This window comes from Pseudooceanicola nitratireducens, from assembly GCF_900109195.1.
Lineage (GTDB): Bacteria > Pseudomonadota > Alphaproteobacteria > Rhodobacterales > Rhodobacteraceae > Pseudooceanicola > Pseudooceanicola nitratireducens.
In genome coordinates this window covers 178,662-194,350 of record NZ_FNZG01000003.1, presented here as the reverse complement: position 1 = coordinate 194,350, position 15,689 = coordinate 178,662, and the positions used below count along the sequence as shown (strand labels likewise).

Below are 15,689 nucleotides of genomic sequence, written 5' to 3'. Positions count from 1 at the left end.
CGGATCAGAGTCGTATCAGAGGCTGTTGGCGACAGCGGCCGCCAGCTGCTTGACCGCCTCTTCCGAGGACATGTCAGAGTTGAAGTGCTGGGTCACAACGTCGGTGATCGCACCGGACTGCGCACCGCGCAGCGCCATGCCATGGGCGTAGGACGGCAGGAGAGAGCCACCATCCGAGCTGGCCTGCATGTCGGCAGCCGACAGTTCCGCGCAGCTGTCGAATTCGTCCAGCGCCACGTCGGTCCGTGCCGGGATCGAGCCCTTGTTCAGGTTGAACACCTTCTGGAAGCTCGGGCCGACGATCAGCTTGGCCAGCAGTTCCTGGCCCGCCTTGTTGTCGTCGCCGTCCACGTCGAACATGGCAAAGCTGTCGACGTTATAAAGGAAGCCCTCACCGGGGACCGATGCACACAGGAAATCTTCGCCCGGTGCCTTGCCGGCTGCCAGGAATTCGCCCTTGGCCCAGTCACCCATGATCTGGAAGGCGGCTTCGCCGTTCATCACCATCGCGGTGGCCAGGTTCCAGTCGCGGCCGGGGAAGTTCGGGTCGACGTAGCCGCGCATCTTGCGCATCTGGTCGAAGACCGCGACCATCTCGGGCGAGGTCAGCGTGGCCTCGTCCAGGTCGACGAATGCCTTGCGGAACCCATCCGGGCCCAGGATGCCCAGGGCGACGGCCTCGAAGACGGTGGCGTCCTGCCAGGCCTGGCCGCCATGCGCCAGCGGGATGATACCCGCGGCCTGCAGCTTGTCAGCGGCGGCGTTGAAGTCTTCCCAGGTGGTCGGCATCTCGATGCCGTTGGCTTCCAGCACGTCGGCGTTGGCCCAGATCCAGTCGACACGGTGGACGTTCACCGGGGCCGCGCACCAGCTGCCTTCGCATTTCATATGCGCCGCGATCGAGGCGGGCAGCACATCGGCCCAGCCCTCGGCCTCGGCGACCGAGGAGATATCGGCCAGCACGCCTTCTTCGTACCATTCCTGGATCGCCGGGCCCTTCAGCTGAACGGCGGTCGGGGCGTTGCCCGACAGGACACGGGCCCGCAGCGCGGTCATGGCCGCGTCACCGCCACCGCCCGCCACGGGCATGTCGGTCCAAGTGCCGCCGTTGTCGGCGAATTCCTTTTGCAGGACCGCGACGGATTTCGCTTCCCCGCCCGAGGTCCACCAGTGCAGCACTTCTGCCTTGGGTTCTGCATAGGCCGCATTCGCCACGACCAGCGCGGCGGCAGACACGGAAAGTGCAAGACGTTTCATGATTTCAGTTCCTCCCGAATGATGCCAATTTAGGTTGGCTGGGCCAAAGCCTGCCCCAACCGGCCCCGGGGTTGCAATTTTGGCATGGCGGGTTTTCCCCTGGGGCCTGCAGAATTTGGCGCGGTTTGTTACGGCTTGTTACACGGCGGTTGATTCTGTTGCCGCATGTTACAATGGATTGGCACAGGGCAGGGGCGACAGCGGTCGTCGGGGCCGCGACAGGTGGCCGGATTGGGCCGAATTTGGCCGATGGAACAGGGCAGGACAGGTGACGATTCCCCGGATCATGGTGGTCGATGACGACGCAGAACTGCGCCAGATGCTGGTGCAGTTCCTGCAGCAGCAGGGGGTGATCGCCCTGCCGGCCGCCCGCGAAAGCGACATTGCCCGCCATCTCGAGGCCGGGCGGATCGACCTGATCCTGCTGGATGTCATGCTGGGCGATGAAAACGGGGTTGAGATCTGCGCCCGGCTGCGGCGCGACCACGCGGTGCCGATCATCATGATCTCGGCCCTGTCCGCGGACCCGGATCGCATGGCGGGATACGAGGTCGGGGCAGATGATTACATCGCCAAGCCCTTCAACCTGGATCTTCTTCTGGCGCGGATCCGGGCGGTCCTGTCGCGGGCGCGGCGCACCGCGTCGCTGGTGCATCGCCGCCGGAAGGAAAGGTTCCATTTCGCTGGCTGGACCTTTGATGCCAAGCTGGACGAGGTCACGTCGCCCAAGGGCTACCAGGTTGCGCTGTCGCGCCGGGAAACCGCGCTTTTACAGGCCTTTCTGGCCAATCCCCACATCCCCCTGACCCGGGCCGAGATCGCCGCCGCGCTGGATGTCACCGGCGACAGCGACACGGGAAGCGAGGCCCAGGGCCGCGCCATCGACGTGCTGGTCGGCCGGCTGCGCGCCAAGATCGAGGCCGACCCCAAAGCCCCCGAGATGTTGCGCACGGAACGCGGCGTGGGCTATGTGCTGGCCACCGACGTTACGGTGGCCGAGGCGTGAGCGCTTCGTTCGAACCAAGGCCCGATCCAAGGCCCGATACTGGGTCCGATACCAGGTCCAATTCAGGGCGAGATCCGCAGCCCCGCAGCGAGGGCACGGGGCGCATACTGCGCAGCCTGTCCTCACTGCGGCGGGGCGGCATGATCCTGGGCGTCGGCGCGTTTCTGGCAGGCATGGCGGCGGCCTCGGTCTGGCTTGTGTCCTCGGCCAAATGGCAGGCGCATCTGGACCGGGCCGCGCTGGCCGGGGCCGCGTTATACGAGGCGCTGCAAAGGGATGGGGCGGGGCCCGTGGGCACGCAGATCACCGTGCTGGCCCCGCTTGACCAGGCGCTGGCCGGGCGGGGGCAGTTCGACCGGATCTCGGGGATGCCGCGGCCTGCGCTTGTCACCCACGCTTCGATCCTTCCGGGGGCGGCGGCCCCGGGCACGACGGTTGCCCTGACGCTGGCCGTGGTCTCCGAGGATCTGCGCTATCCACTGGCGGGGCTGACCACGCATCCCGACCAGACGCCGGCTGAAACCCTTTCAGCACTGACCCGCGTGATGGCCAGCTATTGCAGCGATCCGGTGCTGTTTGCCAAGGCGGGCATCGGGCCGTGGCGGCGGGTCGAGGGGGCGGACCTCTGGGGCTGTGACGCCGCGCCCAGGGATCTGCGCATGGGCGCGGTGGTGCTGGCGGTCATCGCCCTGGCCGTCTTGTGGAGCTTCGTGGCCAATACCGCCGCGCAATTCGCCGGTTTCGCGCGGGAACTGGGCAACCGGCACCGCATCGGCGGCCCCGAGACTTACGACAGCGACGGCCCGCAAGAGCTTCGCGAGATCGTGGCGGCGGTGAACGACCACCTTGTGCAGGAACGCGACCGACTGGCGAAACGCGCGGCGGTCCTGTCGGGGGTCAGCCATGACCTGGGCACCCCCGCGACCCGGCTGCGCCTGCGTGCCGCGCTGGTGGCCGACGACGGGCTGCGCGCCAAGTTCGAGGCCGACATCGACCAGATGACCGGCATCATCGAAAGCGTGCTGACCTATACCCGGGCCGAGATGGACGCCGAGGCCCCTCGCGAGATCGCATTGGAGTCGCTCATCGATTCCATCGTGGCGGATTACCAGGACACCGGCCGCCCGGTGTCGCTGCGCAGCCCCGACCGGGTGGTGGTGCAGGGCGGGCCGTCCCTGTTCATGTCGGCGCGCGGGCAGGGCGCGGTGCCCGGGGATCGGCAGGTCATCGTCATGGCGCGGCCCATTGCCCTGACCCGGGCGATCACCAACCTTGTGGACAATGCGCTGAAATACGGGCGGCGCGCCACCGTGGGGCTTGAGACCGACGCCGATGGCGCGACGATCACCATCGAGGACGAGGGCACGGACACCACGGTCGAGGATATCGAACGGCTGATGGCGCCTTTCAAGCGCGGCGAGAATACCGGCGCGATCCACGGCTACGGGCTGGGGCTGACCATCGCCGCAACGGTGGCCGCGCAGCATGGCGGCGCGCTTGGCTTTCAGCCCGGCGGACGGGGTCTGACCGCACGGATCCGCATCCGGCGGCACTAGGCGGGGCTGACGCGGGGGGCAAAGGGCCGGGGCTTAGCCCAGGTTCGGCACCCCGGTCTGATTGGCATCGCGCACGGCAATGCGCAGCGACCGGGCAATCCGATGCGCCCGTTCAATCACATGGGCGGCCCCTTCGGGGGTGCAGACCTTGCGGGCCGTGTCTTCGAACAGCGACAGCCAATGGTCAAAGTGGCTGTCGTCCACAGGCAGGTGCATGTGCTTGGGCACCGGCGCGCCGTGATAGCGCCCGGTCATCAGCGCGACCGAGGACCAGAAGGCGACCATCCGATCCAGATGCGGCGGCCAGTCGGTGATCTTCGCGGCAAAGATCGGCCCCAGCATCGGGTCCTGCTGGATGCGGTCGTAAAAGCTGTGCACCAGGGTGGTCAGCGTCGGTTCGTCCAGCCCGGTGCGGGCCTGGATCTCGGCCGTGACCTCGGGCCGGATCGAGGGGGCCGGTTCCGGCGTGCTGTCTGTCTCTGGCTGGGTCATCAGGGGTCAGTCCGTTCTGGCGCGGGGTCTGGGTACGCCCCGCGACGGGGGATGTCCATGACGTTGGTCTGGGCCCGTCAGCTTGCCTGGGAATAGCGGATGCCGTCGGGCACATGGGCGTCGAAGGCGCTGGCGATGATGCGCGTCAGGGGCCGGCCCTCGGGGCGGATCGTCAGCGCGGTTTCGTCCAGCGTCACCAGATCGCCATAGCGCGCGGCAAGGGTGGCCAGGGTGGCGTCCAGAGTGGCGGCCTGGGGGCCAAAGGCCTGACGCAGGGCGGCACGGTCCAGGCGGAAGTCGCACATCAGCATCTCGATCGCGCGGCCGCGCAGCAGGTCGTCGCCCTGCATCATGTGGCCGCGCGCGCCCGGCAGCTCTCCGGCCTGGATCCGCTGCATATAGGCGGCGGTGGCTGGCGCGTTCTGCACATATCCCGTGGGCAGCCGCGAAATCGACGACGCCCCCAGCCCGATCAGCGTCGGACAGGTGTCATCCGTATAGCCCTGGAAGTTGCGCCGCAGATGGCCGCTTTGCGCGGCGCGGGCCAGGTTGTCGGCGGGTTTGGCGAAATGGTCGATGCCGATGGCGCTGAGGCCCGCACCGATCAGGCGTGCGGCGGCGTGGACGGCCAGCCCATGACGGTCGGTTTCGCCGGGCAGGGCGGCCTCGTCGATCAGCTGCTGGCGCTTGGCGACCCAGGGCACATGGGCGTAGCCAAACAGCGCCACGCGGTCGGGATCCAAGTCGAGCACCTTAGAGATCGTGTCGTCCAGCCGGGCGATGTCCTGATGCGGCAGCCCATAGACCAGATCCGCATTGAGCGAGGTGATGCCAGCCGCATGCAGATCCTCGACACAGGTGCGGGTCACGTCGTGGGGCTGCATCCGCCCGATGGCCTTCTGCACCATCGGGTCAAAGTCCTGAATGCCAAGCGAGGCGCGGTTCATGCCTTCCTGGGCCAGGGCGGCGATCTTGTCGCGGTCGACCAGCGTCGGGTCGATCTCGACCGAGAATTCGTGGTCCTCTGTCGGGGGGATCACCGCGCGCACGGCTCTAGCCAGCCGGTGGATCAGATGTGGCGGCAGGATCGTCGGCGTGCCGCCGCCCCAGTGCATCCGCCCCATGCGCAGCCCCTGCGGCAGGATCGGCTTCAGCAGGGCCAACTCCTGTTCCAGCACGTCGATGTAATGTTCCACCGGCGACAGGCTTTGCGTGCCCTGGGTCCGGCAGGCGCAGAACCAGCACAGCCGTTCGCAGAAGGGAATGTGCAGATAGACCGAGACCGGCACCGACGGATCCAGCGCCGCAAGGGCCTGCGCCTGGTGCGCCGCGCCGACGGCGGGGCTGAAGACGGGGGCCGTGGGATAAGAGGTATAGCGGGGCACCCGGGCGTCGAAGAGGCCGAGGGATCTGAGGCGGTCGATCTGTTTCATGCACCCCCTATGTGCCTTTTGGCGCGTCGCGACTTTGAGCAGGATCAAATGGCGCAAAAATTCCGCACCGGGGGCGCGGCTGGACACGCGGAATTAACCCTTGCGGGACAAAATGGGGCAGCTTGTCACAGGCGCGTGGCCTTCGGGGGATCTTGCAGATCAGCGAAGAATTGTGTACAAAGGTATACAGACTTAGTTTCGGGTGGTGGGACAGGCCGCGATCCGCTACTGGGATCACCATAAATTCTTGTCAGCCGGAATCCACATGAGCCTCTACGCCAGCTATCTCGATGAAATCGAAACCCGCAAGGAACAGGGTCTGCACCCCAAGCCCATCGACGATGGTGCACTGACCAAGGAAATCATTGACCAGATCAAGGACGCAGATCACCCGAACCGCGCGGACAGCCTGCAGTTCTTCATCTACAACACGCTGCCCGGCACGACGAGCGCCGCTGGCGAAAAGGCGGAATTCCTCAAGGACATCATCCTGGGCAAATCCGTGGTTTCCGAAATCACCCCCGATTTCGCGTTCGAACTGCTGTCGCACATGAAGGGCGGTCCTTCCGTCCGCGTGCTGCTGGACCTGCTGCTGGGGGACGATGCCGCGATCGCCGGCCAGGCCGCCGAGGTGCTGAAAACCCAGGTCTTCCTGTATGAGGCCGACACCGACCGCCTGAAAGCCGCCCATGCGGCCGGCAACCCGGTGGTGAAGGACCTGCTGGAAAGCTACGCCAACGCCGAATTCTTCACCAAGCTGCCCGACGTGGAAGACGAGATCGAGGTCGTGACCTTCATCGCTGCCGAAGGCGACATCTCGACCGACCTGCTGTCGCCCGGCAACCAGGCGCACAGCCGCGCCGACCGCGAACTGCACGGCAAGTGCATGATCGACGAAGCCGCGCAGAAGCACATCGAAGAGCTGAAGCTGCAGCACCCCGGCAAGCGCGTCATGCTGATCGCTGAAAAGGGCACCATGGGCGTCGGCTCGTCCCGGATGTCGGGCGTGAACAATGTCGCGCTCTGGACCGGCAAGCAGGCCTCGCCCTACGTTCCTTTCGTGAACATCGCGCCGGTCGTGGCCGGGACCAACGGCATTTCGCCGATCTTCCTGACCACCGTTGGCGTGACCGGCGGCATCGGCCTGGACCTGAAGAACTGGGTCAAGAAGGTCGACGCGGACGGCAAGCCGATCCTGAACAACGACGGCAACCCGGTGCTGGAACAGAAATACTCGGTCGAGACCGGGACCGTCCTGAAGATCAGCACCAAGACCAAGAAGCTGTACAGCGAAGCGGGCGAAGAACTGGCCGACCTGTCCGATTCCTTCACACCTCCGAAGGTGGAATTCATGAAGGCGGGCGGGTCCTACGCCATCGTCTTTGGCAAGAAGCTGCAGACCACCGCAGCCGAGATCCTGGGCGTCGAGGCGCCTGTCGTCTTCGCCCCGGCGAAAGAAGTCTCGAAGGAAGGCGAGGGCCTGACCGCGGTCGAAAAGATCTTCAACGCCAATGCCGTGGGCGTCGCCCCGGGCAAGACGCTGCACGCCGGGTCTGACGTGCGCGTCAAGGTGAACATCGTCGGTTCGCAGGACACCACCGGCCCGATGACCGCACAAGAGCTGGAGGCCATGGCGGCCACCGTCCTGTCGCCGGCCGTCGACGGGGCCTATCAGTCGGGCTGTCACACCGCGTCCGTCTGGGACAAGAAGGCCGAGGCGAACATCCCCAAGCTGATGTCGTTCATGAACAACTTCGGCCTGGTGACCGCGCGTGATCCCAAGCACGTCTATCACCCGCTGACCGACGTGATCCACAAGGTGCTGAACGACATCACCGTGGACGACTGGGCGATCATCATCGGCGGCGACAGCCACACCCGCATGTCCAAGGGCGTCGCCTTTGGCGCGGACTCGGGTACCGTGGCCCTGGCGCTGGCCACCGGTGAGGCGTCGATGCCGATCCCGGAATCGGTCAAGGTCACCTTCAAGGGCGAAATGGCCGATCACATGGACTTCCGCGACGTGGTGCATGCGACCCAGGCGCAGATGCTGGCGCAGCACGGCGACAATGTCTTCCAGGGCCGCATCATCGAGGTGCACATCGGCACCCTGCTGGCGGACCAGGCCTTCACCTTCACCGACTGGACGGCCGAGATGAAGGCGAAAGCCTCGATCTGTATCTCGAACGACGACACGCTGATTGAATCGCTGGAACTGGCCAAGCACCGGATCCAGATCATGATCGACAAGGGGATGGAGCAGGAGAGCGGCATGCTCGCCGGTCTGATCGCCATCGCCGACAAGCGTATCGCCGAAATCCGCTCGGGCGAGAAACCCGCGCTGAAGCCGGACGCCAACGCGACCTACTTCGCCGAGGTGGTCGTGGATCTGGACGCCATCGTCGAACCGATGATCGCCGACCCGGATGTGAACAACGCCGACGTCTCCAAGCGCTACACCCACGACACGATCCGCCCGATTTCCTACTATGCGGCCGAAAAGAAGGTCGACCTGGGCTTTGTCGGGTCCTGCATGGTGCACAAGGGCGACATCAAGATCGTGGCCCAGATGCTGAAGAACCTCGAAGAGGTCAACGGCAAGGTCGAGTTCAAGGCCCCGCTGGTCGTGGCCGCGCCGACCTACAACATCGTGGACGAGCTGAAAGAAGAAGGCGACTGGGACATCCTGCAGAAGTATTCGGGCTTTGAGTTCGACGACTTCAACCTCAAGACCCAGGCGCGGACGGAATACGAGAACATCCTGTATCTCGAACGTCCCGGTTGTAACCTCTGCATGGGCAACCAGGAAAAGGCCGCGAAGGGCGACACCGTCCTGGCGACCTCGACCCGCCTGTTCCAGGGCCGCGTCGTGGCCGACAGCGAAACCAAGAAGGGCGAGAGCCTGCTGGCCTCGACCCCGGTCGTGGTCCTGTCCGCCATCCTGGGCCGCACGCCCACGCTGAGCGAATACAAGACCGCCGTGAAAGGCATCAACCTGACCAAGTTCGCGCCGCCGCAGCAGACCCCGCTGGACAGCCGCTCGGTCCACTTCTGATCGACGCTGTGGTTTGAACGATTTGGCCCGGTCCCCGAAAGGGGGCCGGGTTTTTTGTTACGGGAAAGGATCAGAGAGACAGGAGCGACAGGCCCGCCAGCACGAAGACGGCCAGGAACACGGTTTCCGCCACCAATAGCGCAATCGCCCCGGAGCCGACCTTCAGCACGTCGCGCAGGGATGTCTTCAGCCCCACGGCGGCAATCGCGGCCAGCAGGAACCAGCGTGACAGATGGGCAGCGATGTCGCTGATAACCGACGGCACGAGCCCGAGGGAGTTCACCACCAGCAGGCCAAAGAAGCCCAGCACGAAGGCGGGCACCAGCGGCGGCCTCGATCCCGTCACAGCTGGCGTGCTGCGGCGCAGGGCCAGGGTTGCCAGGATGATCACCGGGGCCAGCATGGCCACGCGGATCAGCTTGACCACGGCGGCGATCTCTCCGGTCTCGGGCGAGACCGAGAACCCCGCGCCGACCACCTGCGCCACGTCATGGATCGTCGCCCCCAGGAAGACGGCGGTGGCCATCTGGGACAGGCCCAGGACCTCGGCCAAGATCGGATAGGTGATCATGGCAAAGGTCGACAGGATGGTGATGCCCACGACGGTAAAGACCAGCCGTTCCTCGGATTTCTCGTCTCGCGGCAGGATCGCGGCGATGGCCATCGCGGCCGAGGCCCCGCAGATCGCCACGGCCCCGCCGGACAGAAAGGCGAACTTGTCCCCGTGCCCCAGAGCGCGGCCCAGGGCAAAGCCGAACAGGATCGTCGCCGCAACGCCCGCGATGGCCAGCACCAGCACCGGCCAGCCAAGTGACAGCGCCAGATCGGCGCTGATCCGCAGCCCCAGAAGCGCCACTCCCAGGCGCAGCACACTCGAGGCCGCAAGGTCGATGCCGGGCCGGGGGCGTGGTTCTTCCGACAGGAAGTGCAGCGCAATGCCGAAGAGCAGCGCCATCAGCATGGCCGGGGCCCCGTAGTGGTCCGACACGAATTGCGCCGCCAGCACGATCATCGCCACGACCCCTAGCCCTGGGGCGGTGGCGTGGAGCCAGGCGCGCAGGCGCGTCATGCGGGGCCCCCGGGCATCAGCCGGCGGTCCCGGCGCGCTTGGCCTGCTGGTGTTCGTCCTCGATCAGCCCGATCTTCCAGTAGCCCGAGATATAGGCCTCGGCCTTGGGCACGCCCCGTCGGTTCACGATCTCGTCCCGCAGAATCCGGATCATGCCGCTTTCCCCGGCGATGCAGGTCTGCACGCTGTCGCCCAGGTCGGGCATGGCGGCGATCTTTTCGACGGACTGGGTGGCGGGCTGGGCGGGATCGGGATGCACCAGCCAGTGGATGTCGATGCCCTTGGGCGCGTCGATGTCCTGCCGGTCTTCGGGGGTGGTGATTTCCAGCCAGGCGGTGCCGGTGGCGTCACGCGGCATGGCTTCCAGCGTGGCGGCGGCAACGGGCAGGGCGGACATGTCGGCGGCCAGCACATAGGTCGCGGCGTGGAAGTCCTTGATCTTCACCGGGCCGGGGCCGGCAAAACCCGCCACATCGCCCGGCACGCAACGCCGTGCCCAGGCCGAGGCCGGACCCGCATCGCCATGGTCGACGAAGTCGATGTCGATCTCGCCCGAGGTCGGGCGGATATGGCGGATGGTATAGGTGCGCACGGCGGGACGGGGGCCGTTTTCCAGCTGGTCGGCAAAGGCATCGGCGGATTGATCGGGCGCGGGCAGGAACAGTTTGAAATGCGCGCCTTCGATGCCTGGCTCAAGCGTGGTGATCCAGTCGGCGGCGCAGGTGACGCGGATCATGTTCGGGGTCAGCCAGACTTTCTGGCGGACGTCCATCAGGCGGGCGGTGCGGTTCGGGGGCGTAGCCATGGGGCGACCTTTCCTGGTGTGTGAAACGTCCTGGCTGAGGCCTGACCCGTGGATGGGTCGGAATGGCTGGGCGTGGGTGGAACTTATGCGCATCGGGGGGGCAGGGCCAGTCCCCGGGGATGAACAATCGGTGTGCGCGGGGGGCAAAGAGGGTCACAAGCGATCGTTTTCGCTGAACTATGATTTAGGTCCCGCCCGGCGGAAACGCCGGGCAGCGCCGACCCGCCCCCCTGGGGCGGCGCTATTGCGCCACCCCGCGGGACGGCGCTCCCCTTGATGTTGATCTCGGACGTAGCTTGGCCGGTTTTGAGCGAGATAAGCAACTGAGGGGCAACACCCTATGGTGTCCATACTCACGGGCTTTGAACGGAACTTGGCCGTTGTTGAAGGCGGTCAGGCCTCACCCCATCCCAGCACCCCCAAAGCAAAACGCCCCCGCAGCAAGCTGCAGGGGCGTTTCCAATTCAATCCGGGCCGATCAGCCGCCGAAGTCATCTAGCATGATGTCCTCGCGGTCGACACCAAGGTCGAGCAGCATGTTGATCACCGACTGGTTCATGATCGGCGGGCCACACATGTAGAACTCGCAATCCTCGGGGTTCGGGTGGTTTTTCAGATATTCCTCGAACAGGACGTTGTGAATGAAGCCGGTGTAGCCGGTCCATTCGTCGTCGGGCAGGGCGTCGGACAGCGCGACGTGCCATTCGAAGTTGTCGAACTCCTCGGCCAGCTGGTCGAAATCCTCGACAAAGAACATCTCGCGTTTCGACCGCGCGCCGTACCAGAAGCTGATCTTCCGGTCGCGGTTCTCAAGCCGCTTGAGCTGGTCGAAGATATGCGACCGCATGGGCGCCATGCCGGCACCGCCGCCGATGAAGACCATTTCCTTCTTGGTGTCGCGGGCGAAGAATTCGCCGAAGGGACCGGAAATGGTGACCTTGTCGCCGGGCTTGAGGTTGAAGATGTAGGACGACATCAGACCCGGGGGGATGCCCTGCGACCCCGGCGGGGGCGTGGCGATCCGCACGTTGAGCATGATGATGCCCTTTTCGTCGGGGTAGTTCGCCATGGAGTAGGCGCGTTCCACCGGCTCGTCGCAGGTCGAGACATTGTCCCAGATCTTGAACTTGTCCCAGTCCTCCCGGTACTCCTCTTCGACGTCGAAGTCGGTATAGGCGACCTTGTGGGCCGGGGCCTCGATCTGGATGTAGCCGCCGGCGCGGAAGTTCACGTCCTCGCCCTCGGGCAGTTCCAGAACCAGCGCCTTGATGAAGGTCGCCACGTTCTCGTTCGAGCGCACGGTGCATTCCCACTTCTTCACGCCGAAGACCTCTTCGGGAACTTCGACCTGCATGTCCTGCTTGACCGCGACCTGACAGGACAGGCGGTCGCCGCAGGCGGCCTCACGCTTGGTGATGTGGGATTCCTCGGTCGGCAGGATCGACCCGCCGCCTTCGTGGATGCGCACGCGGCACTGGGCACAGGTGCCGCCGCCGCCACAGGCGGAAGGCACGAACAGTTTTTCCGCCGCCAGCGTCTGCAGCAGCTTGCCGCCCGCGGGGACGGAAATGGTGCGTTCGCCGTTGATGGTGATGTTGACGTTCCCGGTCGAGACAAGCCGCGACCGCGCCACCATGATGATCGTCACCAATGCGATGACGATCAGAGAAAAGAGAAGCACGCCCAGTGCGAAAGTATCCATCTTTTCTGCCTCTTAGAGTTTCACGCCAGAGAAGGACATGAAGGCCATCGCCATCAGACCGGCGCTGATGAAGGTGATGCCCAGGCCCTGCAGACCGTCGGGAATGTCGGAATACTTCAGCTTTTCGCGCACGCCGGCCATGGCGGTGATCGCCAGCGCCCAGCCCAGGCCCGAAGAGATGCCGTAGACGGTGCTTTCTGCAAAGTTGTAGTCCCGTTCCACCATGAACAGCGACCCGCCAAGGATGGCGCAGTTCACCGTGATCAGGGGCAGGAAGACGCCAAGCGCGTTGTAAAGCGGCGGGAAGTACTTATCGAGGATCATTTCCAGGATCTGCACCATGGCCGCGATCACCCCGATATAGGAGATCAGGCCAAGGAAGGTCAGGTCCACGTCCGGGAAGCCCGCCCAGGCAAGCGCGCCGGGGGCAAGCAGGTAGGTCAGGATCAGGTTGTTGGCCGGAACGGTGATCGCCTGCACCAGCGTGACCGAGATGCCAAGGCCGATCGCGGTGGCGATCTTCTTGGACACGGCCAGGAAGGTACACATGCCCAGGAAGAAGGCCAGGGCCATGTTCTCGACAAAGATGGCCTTTACGGCAAGGGAAAGAAGCTCTTCCATCAGTGGGCCTCTACGGTCTGGATGCGGTATTCACGGTCTTCGACCTGTTCGGGTTTCCAGGAGCGGAAGCCCCAGATCAGCAGACCGATCACGAAGAAGGCCGAGGGCGGCAGAAGCAGCAGGCCATTGGGCACGTACCAGCCGCCGTTGTTCACGGTTTCCAGGATGGTGATCCCGAACAAAGAGCCCGAGCCGAAGAGTTCGCGGATGAAGCCGACCAGCATCAGGATCAGCCCATAGCCCAGGCCGTTGCCGACACCGTCGACAAAGGAGGCGAAGGGCGGGTTCTTCATGGCGAAGGCTTCGGCGCGGCCCATCACGATACAGTTGGTGATGATCAGGCCGACAAAGACCGACAGGGTCTTCGAGATCTCGTAGGCATAGGCCTTGAGAACCTGGTCCACCACGATCACCAGCGATGCGATGATGATCATCTGCACGATGATCCGGATCGAACTGGGGATCTGGCTGCGGATGGCCGAGATGAACATCGACGAAAAGCCGGTCACCAGGGTCACGGCCAGTGCCATCACGGCCGCCACCTGCAGCGACGAGGTCACAGCCAGTGCCGAACAGACGCCCAGCACCTGAAGGGTGATCGGATTGTTGTCGACCATCGGGTCGACCAGCATGGTCCGGTAGGTCTGTGCCATCAGATCTCTCCCGCTCTTACTCGTTCAAGGAAGGGTTCGAAGCCGCGGTCGCTCATCCAGAAGCGGACAAGGTTGTCGACCCCGCGCGACGTCAGGGTGGCCCCCGAAAGCGCGTCGACGAAATATTCGCGACCCGCAGCAGGCGGCACCTTGGCCACGGTGATGGCCAGATCGCCTTCGCCTTCGTCGGTGCGCAGCTTCTTGTCCCGCCACAGCGCTTTCCAGCGCGGGTTGTCGACCTCGGCACCCAGGCCGGGGGTCTCGGCGTGTTCATAGAACTGCAGCCCGTAGATGGTGTTGCCGTCCTCTTCGACCGCGATGAAGCCATACAGCGTGGACCACAGGCCATAGCCGTAGACCGGCAGGATCACCTTGTCCAAGCTGCCGTCGTCGTTGCGCAGCAGGTAGACGGTGACATAGTTCGCCTGACGGCGGATGCTGGCCGGGTCGTCGGTCAGCGGGGCCGACAGGGTCAGGTCCGCCGCTGCGGCGCGGTCGTCAAAGGTCATCGGATCCAGGACCTGGCCTTCGACCTCGGTGCCGTCGGCAAAGTCGCCGGTGGCCAGTTCAAGCACATGCGGCTCGAACGAGGTGAAGGCCTGCGCCACGTCGATCCCGTCTTCGTAAAGACCGGCGACCTGTACGATGTTCACCTGCTTGTCCAGCGCGGCGTTCTGTTCCTGCAGCGGGCGCAGGGACACGGCGGCGGCCGACACGACCATGGATGCCACAAGGCACAGTCCCAGGGCCACGGTCACGGTCTTGGCGACATTGTCCGGCGGGGTATCCAGGAACCGACGGATCGGGCCCTTGTTGGCGGTGGTTTGCTCTTGCGGATCAGACATTGCGGCGCGCCCTCCGACGGATATTGGCCTGGACGACGAAATAGTCGATCAGCGGTGCAAAGACGTTGCCGAAGAGGATGGCCAGCATCATGCCTTCGGGGAATGCGGGGTTGATGACGCGGATCATCACGACCATGAAGCCGATTAGCGCGCCATAGATGTAGCGGCCCAGGTTGGTGTGCGAACCCGACACGGGTTCGGTCACCATGAAGACCAGGCCGAAGGCATAGCCGCCGATGACCAGGTGCCAGTACCAGGGCGTCGCGAAGGCCGGGTTGCTGTCGGATCCGATCCAGTTCAGCAGCGACGAAAACGCGATCATGCCCGCCAGGCAGCCCACCACCATACGGTAGTTGGCGATGCGCGTGGCCAGCAGGAACACCAGGCCCAGCAGACAGGCGATGGTCGAGGTTTCGCCCATGGACCCCTGGATCGTGCCGACGAAGGCGTCCATCCAGGTGATGCCATAGTCGGGCAGGGCGGCAGGGCCCTCCGATGCGGTCACGGCCAGCGCGGTCGCGCCGGAAAAGCCGTCAACCGGGGTCCAGATCGTGTCGCCGGACATATAGGCGGGATAGGCAAAGTACAGGAACGCCCGGCCCACAAGCGCGGGGTTGAGGAAGTTCTTGCCGGTGCCGCCAAAGACTTCCTTGCCGATGACCACCCCGAAGGAAATGCCAAGCGCAACCTGCCACAGCGGCGTCGAGGCCGGCAGGATCAGCGTGTAAAGCATTGAGGAGACCAGGAAGCCCTCGTTCACCTCGTGGCGGCGGATGGTGGCAAAAAGCACCTCCCAGATGCCGCCGGCGACCAGGGTGACGATGTAGATCGGCAGGAAATACAGCAGACCGTGGGCCATGTTGGCCAGCGGGTTGGCGGCGTTGAAGCCGATGCCAAGCGCGTCGATCACCGCGGCACGCCAGCCCGACGCACCATATTCGGCGATTGCCATGTTGGTCTGCAGGCCGGTGTTATACAGCGCAAAGAGGATACAGGGGACCGTCGCCAGAACGACGTAGGTCATGATCCGCTTCATGTCGATGTAGGACCGCGCATGCGGCGCGGCGGTGGTCACGGTCTTCGGCGTGTACAGGAAGCTTTCGACCATCTCGTAAAGGGGGAAGAACTTTTCGTACTTTCCGCCCTTTTCAAAGCTGGGTTCGATCCTGTCGAAGAAGCTGCGCAAACCCATGGC

13 protein-coding genes are annotated in these 15,689 nt (G+C 64.8%); 3 read left to right on the top strand and 10 right to left on the bottom strand.

The annotated features are described in order from the left end of the window. Nucleotides 1-15: 15 nt before the first annotated feature. Nucleotides 16-1,257 carry an ABC transporter substrate-binding protein gene (locus tag BMX99_RS11590; RefSeq protein WP_093451808.1) on the bottom strand — a complete coding sequence of 414 codons (1,242 nt, stop codon included), beginning with the start codon at nt 1,255-1,257 and terminating at the stop codon, nt 16-18. A gap of 268 nt (nt 1,258-1,525) precedes the next feature. Between BMX99_RS11590 and BMX99_RS11585 the strand changes: the two genes are divergently transcribed. Both BMX99_RS11585 and BMX99_RS11580 read left to right on the top strand, forming a co-directional pair. Then, the gene (locus BMX99_RS11585) at nt 1,526-2,263 is read left to right on the top strand and encodes a response regulator (RefSeq protein ID WP_093451803.1); all 738 of its coding nucleotides are present in this window, start codon (nt 1,526-1,528) and stop codon (nt 2,261-2,263) included. A gap of 140 nt (nt 2,264-2,403) precedes the next feature. Beyond that, complete coding sequence (locus BMX99_RS11580; RefSeq protein WP_093451800.1) at nt 2,404-3,819, top strand: sensor histidine kinase; 1,416 nt, start codon at nt 2,404-2,406, stop codon at nt 3,817-3,819. Nucleotides 3,820-3,852: 33 nt separating this feature from the next. Here the strand turns inward: BMX99_RS11580 and BMX99_RS11575 are convergent, their stop codons facing one another. Together BMX99_RS11575 and hemN are read right to left on the bottom strand one after the other, a co-directional pair. Next, nucleotides 3,853-4,311, bottom strand: a complete 459-nt coding sequence (locus BMX99_RS11575; protein ID WP_093451798.1) for a group III truncated hemoglobin — start codon at nt 4,309-4,311, stop codon at nt 3,853-3,855. A 77-nt stretch (nt 4,312-4,388) separates the two neighbouring features. Then, a complete protein-coding gene (gene hemN, locus BMX99_RS11570; protein ID WP_093451795.1) occupies nt 4,389-5,744 on the bottom strand; it encodes an oxygen-independent coproporphyrinogen III oxidase in 1,356 nt (451 codons plus the stop codon). Nucleotides 5,745-6,009: 265 nt separating this feature from the next. Between hemN and BMX99_RS11565 the strand changes: the two genes are divergently transcribed. Beyond that, nucleotides 6,010-8,799, top strand: coding sequence for a bifunctional aconitate hydratase 2/2-methylisocitrate dehydratase (locus tag BMX99_RS11565; protein WP_093451792.1), 2,790 nt, complete (start codon nt 6,010-6,012; stop codon nt 8,797-8,799). 70 nt (nt 8,800-8,869) lie between these two features. Here BMX99_RS11565 and BMX99_RS11560 read toward each other — a convergent pair whose 3' ends face one another. The 7 genes from BMX99_RS11560 to BMX99_RS11530 all read right to left on the bottom strand — a co-directional run bounded on the left by BMX99_RS11560 (nt 8,870) and on the right by BMX99_RS11530 (nt 15,686). Next, nucleotides 8,870-9,868 carry a YeiH family protein gene (locus BMX99_RS11560; RefSeq protein ID WP_093451790.1) on the bottom strand — a complete coding sequence of 333 codons (999 nt, stop codon included), beginning with the start codon at nt 9,866-9,868 and terminating at the stop codon, nt 8,870-8,872. 16 nt (nt 9,869-9,884) lie between these two features. Continuing rightward, the gene (locus BMX99_RS11555; protein WP_244525547.1) at nt 9,885-10,673 is read right to left on the bottom strand and encodes a siderophore-interacting protein; all 789 of its coding nucleotides are present in this window, start codon (nt 10,671-10,673) and stop codon (nt 9,885-9,887) included. A gap of 478 nt (nt 10,674-11,151) precedes the next feature. After that, nucleotides 11,152-12,375: an NADH:ubiquinone reductase (Na(+)-transporting) subunit F gene (gene nqrF, locus BMX99_RS11550; protein WP_093451788.1), complete on the bottom strand. Its 1,224-nt coding sequence runs from the start codon at nt 12,373-12,375 to the stop codon at nt 11,152-11,154. Between the two features lie 12 nt (nt 12,376-12,387). Next, a complete protein-coding gene (gene nqrE, locus BMX99_RS11545) occupies nt 12,388-12,996 on the bottom strand; it encodes an NADH:ubiquinone reductase (Na(+)-transporting) subunit E (protein WP_093451785.1) in 609 nt (202 codons plus the stop codon). Next, a complete protein-coding gene (locus tag BMX99_RS11540; RefSeq protein WP_093451783.1) occupies nt 12,996-13,649 on the bottom strand; it encodes an NADH:ubiquinone reductase (Na(+)-transporting) subunit D in 654 nt (217 codons plus the stop codon). The genes nqrE and BMX99_RS11540 overlap by 1 nt, the downstream gene beginning before the upstream one ends. Then, nucleotides 13,649-14,494, bottom strand: coding sequence for a Na(+)-translocating NADH-quinone reductase subunit C (locus tag BMX99_RS11535; protein ID WP_093451780.1), 846 nt, complete (start codon nt 14,492-14,494; stop codon nt 13,649-13,651). The genes BMX99_RS11540 and BMX99_RS11535 overlap by 1 nt, the downstream gene beginning before the upstream one ends. Beyond that, the gene (locus BMX99_RS11530) at nt 14,487-15,686 is read right to left on the bottom strand and encodes an NADH:ubiquinone reductase (Na(+)-transporting) subunit B (RefSeq protein ID WP_093451777.1); all 1,200 of its coding nucleotides are present in this window, start codon (nt 15,684-15,686) and stop codon (nt 14,487-14,489) included. The genes BMX99_RS11535 and BMX99_RS11530 overlap by 8 nt, the downstream gene beginning before the upstream one ends. Nucleotides 15,687-15,689 lie beyond the last annotated feature (3 nt).

Bases quoted from the DNA above. Each gene is read 5' to 3' on its own strand.
- BMX99_RS11530 (WP_093451777.1), bottom strand. From the start codon at position 15,686: ATGGGTTTGCGCAGCTTCTTCGACAGGATCGAACCCAGCTTTGAAAAG.
- nqrF (WP_093451788.1), bottom strand. From the start codon at position 12,375: ATGGATACTTTCGCACTGGGCGTGCTTCTCTTTTCTCTGATCGTCATC.
- BMX99_RS11580 (WP_093451800.1), top strand. From the start codon at position 2,404: ATGATCCTGGGCGTCGGCGCGTTTCTGGCAGGCATGGCGGCGGCCTCG.
- BMX99_RS11535 (WP_093451780.1), bottom strand. From the start codon at position 14,494: ATGTCTGATCCGCAAGAGCAAACCACCGCCAACAAGGGCCCGATCCGT.
- hemN (WP_093451795.1), bottom strand. From the start codon at position 5,744: ATGAAACAGATCGACCGCCTCAGATCCCTCGGCCTCTTCGACGCCCGG.
- BMX99_RS11565 (WP_093451792.1), top strand. From the start codon at position 6,010: ATGAGCCTCTACGCCAGCTATCTCGATGAAATCGAAACCCGCAAGGAA.
- BMX99_RS11575 (WP_093451798.1), bottom strand. From the start codon at position 4,311: ATGACCCAGCCAGAGACAGACAGCACGCCGGAACCGGCCCCCTCGATC.
- nqrE (WP_093451785.1), bottom strand. From the start codon at position 12,996: ATGGAAGAGCTTCTTTCCCTTGCCGTAAAGGCCATCTTTGTCGAGAAC.
- BMX99_RS11555 (WP_244525547.1), bottom strand. From the start codon at position 10,673: ATGGCTACGCCCCCGAACCGCACCGCCCGCCTGATGGACGTCCGCCAG.
- BMX99_RS11590 (WP_093451808.1), bottom strand. From the start codon at position 1,257: ATGAAACGTCTTGCACTTTCCGTGTCTGCCGCCGCGCTGGTCGTGGCG.
- BMX99_RS11540 (WP_093451783.1), bottom strand. From the start codon at position 13,649: ATGGCACAGACCTACCGGACCATGCTGGTCGACCCGATGGTCGACAAC.
- BMX99_RS11560 (WP_093451790.1), bottom strand. From the start codon at position 9,868: ATGACGCGCCTGCGCGCCTGGCTCCACGCCACCGCCCCAGGGCTAGGG.